Origin of the sequence: Mucilaginibacter sp. RCC_168 (genome assembly GCF_041355315.1) — a bacterium.
Taxonomy (GTDB): domain Bacteria; phylum Bacteroidota; class Bacteroidia; order Sphingobacteriales; family Sphingobacteriaceae; genus Mucilaginibacter.
Genome location: NZ_JBFUPN010000004.1, coordinates 205623 through 218793, shown reverse-complemented (window position 1 = coordinate 218793; position 13171 = coordinate 205623). Strand labels below are relative to the sequence as shown.

The window sequence follows — 13171 nt, the reverse complement described above, 5'->3', positions numbered from 1 at the left end:
TTTAAAATAAAGTATCGAAATACTTAACAAGGTACTCTCCTGTATACAATATAATCAGATGATTTCTTGTAAACTTGCATACTTGCTATGTAACGAATACGCGAATTGATCGTCATAGTTTATATATGGAGCGCTACCAACCAGAAACAGCAACAGATAGCCGGTTATTGGAATTGATCCGCAAGGATGACCGTGTAGCCTTTACAGAACTCTATAATCGTTATTGGGATAAACTGTTCACCGTAGCCATGCATCGCTTAAATGACGAACAGGAGGCCGAAGAAGTAGTACAGGAAATTTTTTTGAGCCTTTGGCAGCGGCGTGCAACTATCCAACTTACCCATAGTTTAAATACCTATTTATCGGTTGCTGTTAAGTACCGCATCATTAATCATCTGGATAAGCAGTTTCGTAAAAAGCAGCATATTGACCACCTGACTATTCACGAGCCGCGTGAGGCGGATAGTACCAGCCAATGGTTATCTGAAAAGGAACTTCGTATACAGCTTGAACAAAGCATCAGCTGCTTACCCGAAAAGTGCAGGATAGTATTTTTACTAAGCCGTGAACAAAACAAAACAAACGCCGAAATTGCCGCCGAACTCAACATTGCCGAAAAAACGGTAGAGGCACATATGACCAAAGCATTAAGCACGCTTAGGCAAACATTAAACATCACCATTCCGCTGCTGCTTTACCTGCTCGAAAAATAATTTGACTTTTTTTCATCTACCACTAAGGGTAAACCGCACTATAGCTGACTATATGTGTAAACATACCAGATAAACCATGGATAGTAATAGCTTTAACCCTGAAGAGCTGGCCCATAAATGGCTGACAGGAACACTTACGCCCGACGAAAAGTCGCGGTTTGAGCAGTGGTATGCCGATTTTAATGATGAAGAACTACTGCTTTCAAATGGTCGGTATACATCAACCGAACAGATCAGGGAAACTATATTAAACCGGATTAACGCCAGTATAAATGAACAGCCGGCACCTCCAGTGAAAATATACAAATTATGGCGCAATTTGGCCGCGGCGGCAGCCGTTGTTGTTGCCATAGGCATAGCGGTATTATACAGGGCGCCCATACTCAACCTGGTTGATCCGGTAAAACAATTAAAACTGACTACCAACCCGGGAGAATACAAACAGATATTCCTGGCCGATGGTACCCATATCTGGCTTAGCCCCGCAACTACGCTTAGTTATCCCGAAAAATTCAGAGGCAAATTGCGTGATGTAAGTATCGATGGCGAAGCTTATTTTGAAGTTAAGCACGATACCGGTCATCCCTTTGTGATACAATCCGGAGCTGTAAAAACGGTGGTACTGGGTACCAGTTTTGATATTCAGGCTTATGCACACGCTAAATATATCGATGTAACGGTAGTGAGCGGTAAGGTAGGGGTATCTGCAAAAGCAAGTGCTAACACAGCCATGGTAACCGCCAATCAAAGAACGATATACCAAAAGGCTACAGCCAGGCTGGTAAAGGAAAACTATCCAAACGCTGCCAAATTTCTTGACCGGCGCAAAGGGATCTTTGATTTTAGCGGCGCCTCACTGGCCGAGGTTGTTCGTGACCTCGAAATTCAATATGGCATTCACATCAGTTTGGCCCCCGGTTTAACCTCAAAAACTTTTTATGGCCGTTTACAAACTACCGAGCCAATTAACCGTACGCTTGAAAAATTAAGTACAGTTATGGAGATACGCTGGGAAAAACAAAACGGAACTTACCTGCTTCACCCTTAATATAAATATGATTTATTTACTCCTATTACCCCACAAAACTGCAACCATGATGTCTTAATTTCGCCCCTGCACACGTACCTATGAAAAAAAGCCCGGTTCAGGGAAACAGAACCGGGCTTGTATTTAAAACCTTTGATCAGTCATGGCCTTTGAAACTAACGACTGATTATTTTAAACCTGTTAAATTTATGAAAAAAAAAGAACCTCTGTGGTTCCCTAACCCTACTTATTCATTAAAGAAATTATACCAAGTTTTACGTGTATTTTTTTATATAAACCTTATCATTGCGTTTGGCAGCTTACAAACTTTCGCCCAATCGCCGCTTGATAAAACCGTTACCATCAATTTAAATAACGTACCATTAAGGCAGGCCCTGGACAAGATCACCTCGGCTACCGGCGTACGCTTTACCTATAACGAAGCTGTAGCCGCCAGCAACATCAAATTAACTATTAAAGCAAAGGTGCAAAGCCTGAAGCAGGTACTTGATGCTGCCCTGGCCAATTATCCTTATAGTTATTCCCAGCTTGATCAGGATATACTGATCCGCTATGACGCTGCGAAGCTAAAAAAGCCGGTCGCCGAACCGGCGGCAAAACCGGCAGCAGGAAAGTTCACCATCAGCGGAACAGTGACATCAAAACAGTCTGGGGAGACGATAATAGGAGCCAGTATACGAGTGGTAGATGGGGCGCAGGGCACTTCAACCAATGGTTATGGCTTCTACTCGATAACACTGCCGGCCGGTGACCATCAGTTGCTCATCAGCGCTATCGGGCAGAAAAGCCTGATTGTACCGGTTGCGCTGACAAGCGATCAGCGGTTGAATATTACTATGGACGATAATGCGCAGGAGCTGCAAACGGTAATTATAACCGCCACGCAAAAAGGCGCCCGCGATTTAAAAAGCCCACAAATGGGTGTCGAAAAATTAAACATCCGTGAAATAAATGATGTGCCCGTATTATTGGGCGAGCATGATGTGATGAAAACCATACAGCTGTTCCCTGGTATTAAATCGGCAGGGGAGGGCAGCGGCGGTTTTTATGTACGCGGCGGCGCTACCGATCAAAACCTACTGATGCTGGATGAAGCTACCGTATATAATGCCTATCACCTGTTAGGTTTCTTTTCCACGTTTAATTCCGATGCGATTAAAAACGTAAGCATTTACAAAGGCGATATGCCCGCGCAGTACGGCGGCAGGCTATCATCGGTAATTGATGTGAAGATGAACGATGGTAACAACCAAAAGTTTGGCGTGAGCGGCGGTGTGGGCATGATAGCAGCCCGTTTAAATGTAGAAGGTCCTATCCAAAAGGGTAAATCATCCTTCCTGATTTCGGCCCGGCGTACTTATGCCGATGCTTTCCTGAAACTGTCAAAAGATACTGTGGTTAAAAACAGCCGGCTTTATTTTTACGATATTAACGCCAAGGCCAATTTGGTTTTGGGTGATAAGGACCGGGTTTATATTTCGGGATATTTGGGCAAGGATGTGCTTTCGGCAAATAATGTGAACGGCATCAATTGGGGCAATACCACGGCAACCCTGCGCTGGAACCACATTTTTAACAACCGTTTTTTCTCAAACACCTCTTTCATCTATAGTAATTACGACTATGAGATCAAAGTAAAGCAGGATGTAAATACCTATAATATTACATCGCGCATTAAAGACTGGAATTTTAAGGAAGATATGCAATATGATATCGGTGCGGATCATTCCCTGAGTTTTGGTGTCAACAGTGTTTATCATACCATTAAACCCGGTGAGATATCGGCCACGGGCAACTCAGGTTTTATATCCCAAAAGCTCGAAACCCGGTATGCCTGGGATAATGCCGCCTATGTAAGTGATACCTGGAAAGTTACAGACCGCTTTAGTTTAACCTATGGTACACGGCTTTCTGCCTTTTCGGTAATAGGACCTGGTTCATATTATGACGTGAATGCCGATGGCGATATAACCGGCTCAAAACATTATAACTCTGGCCAGATAGTTAAAAACTATGTAAACCTGGAACCCCGTGTAGCTGCTGCTTTTCAACTCAATGATATCAGCTCGGTAAAGGCTTCTTATGCCCGCAACGCGCAAAACCTGCACCTCATCAGCAACTCCACCCCGGGTTCGCCAACTGATAAATGGGTAGCCAGTACCAATTTGATCAAGCCGGAATTGGCCGATCAGTTTTCTGTTGGATACTATCGCGACCTGGCCGGGCATAAATATGAGTTCACGTTTGAAACCTATTATAAAAAACTGCAAAATCAGTTAGATTATCGTAACGATGCCAATATTTTCACCAATCAGCCAATAGAAACGCAGTTGTTGTATGGTAAAGGTCGTGCTTATGGCGCCGAGTTTTTGCTGCGGAAAAAGACAGGCCGTTTAACCGGCTGGATCAGTTATACGCTATCCAAATCAGAACGCCTGATTGATGGTATCAATAATAATCAATGGTACAATGCCCGCCAGGACCGTACCCATGACCTGGCCATAGTAGGTATTTATAAGCTGAACGACAAATGGACGCTATCCGCCAATTTCGTATTCTACACCGGCGATGCGGTTACCTATCCAAGCGGCAAATACCAGATAGATGGGGCTACCTATTATTATTATACCAATCGTAATGCCTCAAGGCTGCCTGCCTACCACCGGCTCGACCTGGGCGCTACCAAGCAGCTTAAGAAAACCAAAAAATACAGCTCGGAGCTTAACTTTAGTTTATATAACGCTTATGGCAACCGTAACGCTTACCGTATATATTTCAGAGATAACAAAACAGATCCTAACAAAACAGAGGCCGTGCGTACCACTTTATTTACCTATGTGCCTTCTATTACTTATAACTTTAAATTTTAACAGATGCATACCATACGTTTTTCGGCCATATTGATGATCCTGCTGGGGCTGCTGAGCTCCTGCGAAAAGGTTATCGACCTGAAATTGAATAACAGCGCCCCCCAAACGGTGATAGAAGGTACGGTGAGTAATGAAGCCGGCGGCGCCAAAGTATCTATAAGTTTGTCTAAAAAATTTACCGACGACAGTTCCTTTGACGGTATCGGCGGCGCGCTGGTAAGCGTGGAGGCTGATGGTACGGTTTATAATTTTGATCCTACCGCTACAGGTGTTTACCAAAACAGCATTCTTGTGGGTATACCGGGGCATACTTATCATTTAACCGTTAAGCTGAATGATAAAACTTATACCTCAACCAGTACTATGCCCCAGATTACTAAGCTGGATAGTATTTATGTTGTTGACGATGAGTTGGGTACCAATAAAGACAAAACCAAACTGCGGGTGGCTGCGGTAAAGTATCAGGATCCTGCGAATGAAAAAAACTATTACCGCTTTATTCAATATATTGACGGTAGAAAGGAAAAGAGTTTAATGATAGATGATGATGAGTTTACCAATGGTCAAACCGTAAACAGCCGCATTAATTTCAATAATGATAATGATGATCCCGCCCGCGAGATCAGGACCGGCAAACAGCTCATGGTAGAGATGGAATGTATTGATGCCGCGGTTTACAAATACTTTTTTAGCTTAAATTCCGGCTCAACAGGTAATGGCAACAACGCTGCGCCATCCAATCCCACCAGTAATATTACCGGCGGGGTGCTGGGTTATTTCAGCGCCTATCCCATCACACGTAAAACCATAACGGTACCGGCTAATTAAAGCTGACTGCAAAAAGCCTCCTTCAATTGAAGGAGGCTTTTTGTTTGAGGGTATACAGCCAGGGTGACGAGTCTACTCACCCGGTCTACGCTTCGCTGGACCACCCTCTCTTCGCCTGCGGCGGAAAGGGGGTGAGGAAACAAAGAAATGAAACCCCCTCTATGCGCGCAGCGTAGAGAGGGGTGACGAGCGTAGCGATGTCGGGGTGAGTGGAAAAACCGTGATATTTTATGCTGAGCTAACATTGAGTTAAAGGTGTAAATATAAGTTTGCGCCATGATGCGTGGCAGGTTTATTTCGGATACTGATTTACTGGCCCGGCTTCAGGACGATGACGAACAGGCCCTGCTGGCGCTGATGCAGCGGTACGATAAAGCCCTTTTTCGATATATACTCTCCAAAACCAACTCGCTCGAAACTGCGGAAGAAGCCGTTCAGGATATTTTTATTTCGCTTTGGCATAACCGCTATGCCGTGGCTATAGACGACACGCTTTCGCCCTATCTATTTAAGGCCGCCAAAAATAAAACCATTGATTTTTACCTGGCAGGTAATAAAAAATTAGCTCATTTTGAAACGCTGTTGCCCGATTATGAGCACCTGATATCCCCATCGCCAGAAAATGAAGTAATTGAAGCCGAACTGGAAGACTGGCTAAGCTCCGAAGTTGATAAAATGCCCGATAATGTGCGGGATGTATTTAAACTAAGCCGGTTAGAGCAATTGCCGGTTAAGGAAATCGCCGGTCGGCTGGCCTTGTCTGAGCAAACCGTAAAAAACAACCTCACTATAGCATTAAAGCGCCTGCAAATGCGGTTAAAGCGGATGGAAAGCTTCCCTATGTTTTTGATCGTGATAAAGATCATACTTCATCTCAAGTGATCGATTTTAGATTATGGGATTCTGAGACTTTCTTTGTTCACTTCCCCAAAAAATATAGCTCCTTGTTCTCTCAATCCCATAGTCCAAAAATCTCATAATCTAAAATTTGGGTAACATTTAGTTAATAAACACTTGATGATTATTTAACGGTACTATTTTCGGTAAGCACCGATTATATGGGCAGATGAACACAAAAGAATCTGCAGAGATCAAAGCATTATTACAAAAGTACCAGAAGGACGAATGTACACCTGACGAACGGGCACGGGTAGAAGCCTGGCTCAATAAATTAAATAACACATCACAAACCGGTACTACGTCATCGGCAGAAGACCGCATCTTGAACCGGATCAGGAAGCGGGTGCTCAAAGGCATACCATCACGATCGGCAGAACGAAAAATTTATGTACTCCAATATCTTAAAGTAGCAGCCCTGTTATTACTGGTACCAGGAGGCTTTTTGCTGTACTCCCAATTAAAGCAGCCCGCTCCGCAGGCTTTGCAGCAATATTCTACAGCCCGCGGTGAGCGTAAAGTGCTGATCCTGCCTGATAGTACGGTAGTAACCCTGAACTCATCATCTGTTTTAACCCTCAGTGCCGATTTTGGCGAAAAGAAGAGAATAGTAAAACTCAGCGGCGAAGGCTTTTTTCATGTAAAGCATGATGCTGCCAAACCCTTCATCGTAACCTCCGGGAACATACAAACCCAGGTACTGGGAACCCAGTTTAATGTGCACGCCTATAATAACGAAAGCGAATATAAGATAGCCGTAGTAAGCGGTATGGTAAGCGTTGGCGAAAAGAAGGCATCTGATAAAGTAGTAACCATGGGCAAAGTGCTTACCCGCAACTTAATGCTGGTTTATAACCGCCAGGCACATGAGCATTATATTAAAACCGCCGACGCTGACAAGTTGAGCGCCTGGCAAAACGGCGGGCTTTATTTTGACGAGGCTACCATCCCCGAAATAAGCTCAACACTATCCAGAATGTATAATATAGATGTTCAGCTGCAGGATAAACCCGGTCGCAACTGTAAATATACCATTGGTTTTAACAGCCAGCCTTTAGATAAAGTGCTCCGGGTGTTAAGTCAGCTTACAGGCATTACCTATCAGTACACCAACCATAAAATTTTTATCCAATCACAAAATTGCCGTTAAGCTATGTAACCGTTCCCCCCAAACAAAAAACAGGCAGATGCGCGAACACCTGCCTGCTATATGGCTGCTGTAGCAGCAGACCATGTCATTTTTAACGATTCTTTTTATCACATAAAATAACATTATAAAAATGAGAAATCTATTACACATATTATCATTAAAAAATCACCTCAAATGGCTGGCAACCTACTGCATTGTTCTGGTTATTATTGGAGCCTGCTCAACCCCGTCATTTTCGGCGGCGGCACAAACCATGAATACTGTACGTATCAGTCTTACAGCTAAAAATCTAAGCATCAAAAGTGTTTTCAGACTGATCGAACAAAAAACCTCTTTTAAAATTGGTTACAACTCTACCAGCTTTGATGCTGATAAAGAAATTTCTATATCAGCCAATAATGAGCTGCTGATTGATGTGCTGAAAGAACTGATTAAAGGCTACAAAGGTAACATCAGGCAGGTTGATGAGGAGCACATCTTATTACAGGTTGAAAAACAACAACCGGTAGTAAAAACCAAAGAAAAGGAGCTGATGGTAAAGGCCATCACTGTTACGGGAAAAGTAACCGACGAAAGCGGTGAAACCCTGATCGGCGTAAGTGTTGCCGTAAAAGGAACAAGCACCGGCACGATGACCAATACCGAAGGCAAGTATTCCCTGAGCACCGATGAAACTTCGATCCTGGTTTTTAAATACATTGGTTATGACAGCCAGGAGGTAGCGGTAAAGGGACAACAAAACATTGATGTGGTGCTAAAGGCCAACAGCCAGTCGTTAAAAGAAGTGGTAGTTATAGGTTACGGTACACAAACCCGTTCAACCTTGTCTGGAGCGGTATCAACCGTTGGTTTGGATAAAGTATCATCACGTTCATTCAATAATCTGCAGGAAGCGTTACAAGGTAAAGCTGCTGGTGTGGTGGTTAATAACAATGGCGGCGACCCTACCAATGCGCCGCAGGTAAACATCCGCGGCCTGGGTGGTATCAACGGAGAACAACCGCTGTATGTTATCGATGGTTCGGTTTTTTATCCGGGTACACCTGTAGTTAACCCGAATGATATAGAAGCTATTTCGGTATTGAAAGATGCTTCTGCAGCTATTTATGGCGCCCGTGCATCTGGCGGTGTTATCCTCATCACTACTAAAAAGGGTACCAAAGGCAAAATGAACATCTCTTTTGATGCTAAGCAAGGTTTTGCCAATGCCTGGAGAAAACTGGAAGCATTGGATGCCAAGGAATATGCCGATGTATATAACACAGCCGCGGATAACGCGGGCAAGCCACGCCTTCCGGCTTTTGATGCTACCAAATATCCCGACGGACAAATAACCCGCACCAATTGGGTTGACGAGGTGTTCAGAACAGGGCATACCCAGGATTATAGTGTGAACCTGAACGGAGGCAACGATAAATCCAGCTACTTCATGAGTTTCAACTACCGCAAAGGAACCGGTATATTATTGAATACCTACTCTGAGCGTTATGCTTACCGTATCAACTCCACCCATCAGTTAAATAGCTGGTTAAAAGTTGGTGAAAATTTATCATATACCTACTCAGATGGGCGCGGTACCAACACATTCAGCGGTTATACCGGCGCTATCCAGGCTGCCATATTTTATCCGCCGAGTATTACGGTACGTACCCCATCTGGCGCTTATTCAGGTTTGCCTTTAAATTATGCAGGTTCATACGGCGATGTAGTTAACCCCGTTGCCAACCTGGAGCGTATTGATACCAGCAACCCGGTAAATACCATTATCGCTAACCCATATTTTGAGGCCAGCATTATTCCCGGTCTTAAGTTCAGATCGAACTATTCGGTTACCAAAAGCTTCTATTATTTTAAAGGTTTTTCACCTATCGTACCCGAGGTTGGTAAGCCCAGCTTAACCAATACCTTAAACGAATCATCATCGCAGGATTCAAGGTTCCTGACCGAGCAAACCTTAAACTATAAAAAATCATTAGGTAAAAACAACCTGGATGTGCTGGCTGGTTACACTTATCAGAAAAACAGCAGCATGGGTTTGTCGGCTTCCCTTTCTGGTTTTAGCAATGAAGATCCGCTGTTTCGCTATTTTGTAAACGGTACAGGTACCCCGGTTCCAAAACCTGGCGATTATAGGACTGATGAGGCTCTGATCTCCTACCTTGCCCGTGTTAATTATGATTACGATGGCAAGTATCTGTTATCATTTACCGGTCGCAGGGACGGCACATCGCTGGTAGCCCCAAAAAACAGGTTCCAGAACTTTGGTTCGGTATCTGCGGGATGGGTAGTAAGCCGCGAGAGTTTTATGCAAAACCTAACCTGGCTGAGCAATTTAAAGATCAGGGGCAGCTATGGTGTATTGGGTAATTTATCATCTGTTAGTACAACAGCTGTGAGTCCTAACCTGAGTGTAGGTAGTGTTTATCTGGGTTCAGATCCGGCACAACTAAACGGTTATTACAGCTATGACAGGGCCAACCCGAACCTGACCTGGGCCCGTTCAAAACAAACTGATATTGGTTTAGACCTGGGTTTCCTAAATGAACGTATCACCTTAACTGCCGACTATTTTGTTAAAAAAACCGAGAACATGCTGATGAACATACCTGCAGGTATTGGCCTGGGTAATGTATGGGTTAACGGTGGCGAGGCACGTGATAATGGTATTGAGGTAAGTCTGGGTTATAACAGCGACCCTAAAAAAGCATTCCGTTATGGTATCAATGCCAATGTGAGCACACTCACCAATAAATTACTGTCATTACCTAATGGCAATACCACCATCCCGGGGGTAAGCCCAAGCGTACGTGGCTTGCTGGCACCGGCCTGGGTGCAGGTTGGTCAGCCGCTTTATTCGTACTACTCCATCAAAACCAATGGTTTGTTCCAGAACCAGGCAGAGGTGGATGCTTACAAAGGCCCGAATGGGCAGCCCATCCAGCCAAATGCCAAACCGGGTGATATCCGTTTTGTGGATGCCAACGGCGATGGCAAAATTAATGATAGCGACCGTCAGTTCCTGGGCAGCGCGTATCCTAAATTCACGTATGGCCTAAGCCTGAACGCCAGCTACAAAGGTTTCGATCTGAACATTTTTCTGCAAGGTGTGCAGGGTAACAAGCTGTACAATGCTTTAAAATATACCAGCTTAAATGCTGGTGGTTTAGGCCAAAACTATAACCTGTTGAAAGACGTGCTGAACGCCTGGACTCCACAACATACCAACACCACTATCCCGCGTGTAACCGCCAGCGATGCTAACGGTAACTTTGGCACCAACTCCGATTTTTATATCGAGAACGGCTCATACCTGCGGTTTAAGAACGTAACCCTGGGTTATACCTTTTCTCCGGCCTTGTTAACCCGTGCCGGTATCAGCAGTCTGCGTATATACACCACATCAAACAACCTGTTCACCATTACCAAATACAAAGGTTTTGATCCGGAGGTTGGGTTTGATAACTACGGTATCGACGTAGGTAGATACCCGCAATCACGCTCATTTATTTTCGGTATCAATTTAAATCTGTAAGCAAAGCAATCATGAAAAAGATCAGCAATATTATATTAGCAATATCGGCAAGCATGCTTTTGGGTGCCTGCTCCAAAAATCTGGATATCAAGCCACAAGGCGCGGTGTCTGAAATTAATTTCTGGCAAACCGGCGATGATGCCTTATTGGGGGTAAACGCCATGTACGAGCCCTTTGACGGCGAAGAGTTTTACGGTCGTGGTTATATGTGGTTCATTAACGCCAGCGACGATATGGTGACCGGCCGTATCAATACCAATGCCGATGCTATCAAAAATTTCAGTCCTACTTATTACTCAGGGGGGTACACGGTTGATCAATGGAATATGCGTTACTCCGTGATCAGGCGTGCTAACGACGTGATCAACAAAGTGCCTGCTATCAGCATGGATGGGGCTCTGAAAAACCGCTACCTGGGCGAAGCCTATTTTTTAAGCGGTTTGATGTATTTTCAAATGGCTTATAACTATGGCGACGATCGCGCCGGGTTACCCATCATTACCCGTGCCAACAACAACGACCCCAACCCTACACCAAGGGCGGCAAATGTTGGCGAAAACTACACCTACATTGAAGGTGAGCTGAAAAAAGCCGCCAATCTGCTGCCATATTTTGATCAGCTGGGCCCAGCCGATCAGGGCAGGCCACACAAGGTGGCCGCCTGGGCTTATCTTTCAAAAATGTACCTGTTTAAAAAGGATTATGCCAATGCTCAAAAATATGCCGACTCGGTGATTAATCAGGGCAAACGTGCTTTGTTGCCAAACTTTGCCGACGTTTTTAAAGCGGCCAATAACTTCAGCTCAGAATATATCTGGTCGGCAGTGAGCACAGCGAAAGGTGCAAGTGGCTGGGGCAGTATCCTGCCGGGCGTAATGCTGGAGAACAAAGGCTGGGGATTTTATAACGGCTGGGGCTACTATCAGCCAACCAAAGAACTGTATGATGCCTTTGAAGCCGGCGACAAACGCCGTGAAGCTACCATCCTGAAACCGGGCGATGTGTTTCAGTTTTTCGGCACCTCAAGAACTTATTCTTCGGTAAACAGTCTTTCGGGTTACCAGTTCAATAAATACATGGAGCCATTCTCATATGCGAGTCCGGTAGGGGCTTCTATCAGTCCTAATGGCGATCACCCTACAACCAACCTGAATGTACCATTGATGCGTTATGCCGAGGTTATCCTGATCAAGGCGGAGGCCGAACTGATGCAGGGAAAAAATGCTGATGCGGAGATCAACATGATCCGTCAGCGTGCCGGCTTGAAAGCTATTCAGGGCGCTACCATGGCCGATCTGAAAAACCAGCGCCGTTGTGAACTGGCCGGCGAATGGTCCGATCGTCACCGCGACCTGGTACGCTGGGGCGATGCCGCCGCAACCTATGCCAAGCCTTTACATGGTTATACAGGTTCTGTAATATGGCCTGCACGTAACTTTAACCCGGCTGTAAACGGTGTTTGGGCTGTGCCTCAAAAAGAAATTGACCGTAGCAACGGCGTTATCAAACAAAACGCTGGTTGGTAATAAATAAAAAGGAGGGGTTGTGTGTGAATCCCCTCTGGAGAGGGGGCAGGGGTGTGTTATTATGCTTACATAAATACACCCCGTCACCGCTCAAGCTCACGCGTCCCTCTTGAGGGGAATAGCCCATGAAAAGACGGCATCTATACTAATTCAAGAGGTGTAGCCCCTAATGGGGCAAAAAACCTTTTGGTTCTATTTCTACAAATATGTAGTCCCTACGGGACATAAAATACAGCCACATTTGCAGCTTAAATTGTTGCTCTATGTCCCGTAGGGACTACATATTTGTAGAAAATAATTGTAAAAATTTGGTGTGCCCCGTAGCGGGCTACCTCTCCTGTCATTTGATGGGCTATTACTCTCAAGAGGGGATCTTTAAAAAAACAAGAAAGGCAGCCGGGTAACCGGCTGCCTTTCTTGTTTAAGCGATAACCATAATTCTTTTTCCCGTCAGCAGATAAGCTTCGGACGAAAGCAGTCAGAACAATGGTGGCTTGTGCGGTTGCATGGGGCATAGCAAGTTTTTGCAGAAGCGAGGGACTGTGCGAACAACGTGGAGCAAAATAATTGCAGCCCGTGGCTCTGTCGGCTTTGCAGGGCAAAGGCC

8 protein-coding genes are annotated in these 13171 nt (G+C 44.9%); all 8 read left to right on the top strand.

Annotated elements, in window-relative coordinates; translation table 11 throughout:
* The first annotated feature begins 125 nt into the window (after positions 1 to 125).
* Complete coding sequence (locus AB6735_RS05055; protein WP_370994761.1) at positions 126 to 713, top strand: RNA polymerase sigma-70 factor; 588 nt, start codon at positions 126 to 128, stop codon at positions 711 to 713.
* A 76-nt stretch (positions 714 to 789) separates the two neighbouring features.
* A complete protein-coding gene (locus AB6735_RS05050; protein ID WP_370994760.1) occupies positions 790 to 1761 on the top strand; it encodes a FecR family protein in 972 nt (323 codons plus the stop codon).
* Positions 1762 to 1949: 188 nt separating this feature from the next.
* Complete coding sequence (locus AB6735_RS05045; protein ID WP_370994758.1) at positions 1950 to 4631, top strand: TonB-dependent receptor domain-containing protein; 2682 nt, start codon at positions 1950 to 1952, stop codon at positions 4629 to 4631.
* Positions 4632 to 4634: 3 nt separating this feature from the next.
* Positions 4635 to 5459 (top strand): DUF4249 domain-containing protein, encoded by an 825-nt coding sequence (locus AB6735_RS05040; RefSeq protein ID WP_370994757.1) that lies wholly within the window; start codon positions 4635 to 4637, stop codon positions 5457 to 5459.
* 276 nt (positions 5460 to 5735) lie between these two features.
* Entirely contained in the window at positions 5736 to 6341 is a 606-nt protein-coding gene (locus AB6735_RS05035; protein ID WP_370994756.1) for an RNA polymerase sigma factor, read from the top strand.
* A 184-nt stretch (positions 6342 to 6525) separates the two neighbouring features.
* Entirely contained in the window at positions 6526 to 7506 is a 981-nt protein-coding gene (locus AB6735_RS05030) for a FecR family protein (RefSeq protein ID WP_370994755.1), read from the top strand.
* Positions 7507 to 7636: 130 nt separating this feature from the next.
* Complete coding sequence (locus AB6735_RS05025) at positions 7637 to 11038, top strand: SusC/RagA family TonB-linked outer membrane protein (protein ID WP_370994754.1); 3402 nt, start codon at positions 7637 to 7639, stop codon at positions 11036 to 11038.
* An 11-nt stretch (positions 11039 to 11049) separates the two neighbouring features.
* A complete protein-coding gene (locus tag AB6735_RS05020) occupies positions 11050 to 12564 on the top strand; it encodes a RagB/SusD family nutrient uptake outer membrane protein (RefSeq protein ID WP_370994753.1) in 1515 nt (504 codons plus the stop codon).
* Positions 12565 to 13171: the final 607 nt, after the last annotated feature.

Coding starts and splice junctions, on each gene's coding strand:
- AB6735_RS05055 (WP_370994761.1), top strand. CDS start 126: ATGGAGCGCTACCAACCAGAAACAGCAACAGATAGCCGGTTATTGGAA.
- AB6735_RS05050 (WP_370994760.1), top strand. CDS start 790: ATGGATAGTAATAGCTTTAACCCTGAAGAGCTGGCCCATAAATGGCTG.
- AB6735_RS05045 (WP_370994758.1), top strand. CDS start 1,950: ATGAAAAAAAAAGAACCTCTGTGGTTCCCTAACCCTACTTATTCATTA.
- AB6735_RS05040 (WP_370994757.1), top strand. CDS start 4,635: ATGCATACCATACGTTTTTCGGCCATATTGATGATCCTGCTGGGGCTG.
- AB6735_RS05035 (WP_370994756.1), top strand. CDS start 5,736: ATGATGCGTGGCAGGTTTATTTCGGATACTGATTTACTGGCCCGGCTT.
- AB6735_RS05030 (WP_370994755.1), top strand. CDS start 6,526: ATGAACACAAAAGAATCTGCAGAGATCAAAGCATTATTACAAAAGTAC.
- AB6735_RS05025 (WP_370994754.1), top strand. CDS start 7,637: ATGAGAAATCTATTACACATATTATCATTAAAAAATCACCTCAAATGG.
- AB6735_RS05020 (WP_370994753.1), top strand. CDS start 11,050: ATGAAAAAGATCAGCAATATTATATTAGCAATATCGGCAAGCATGCTT.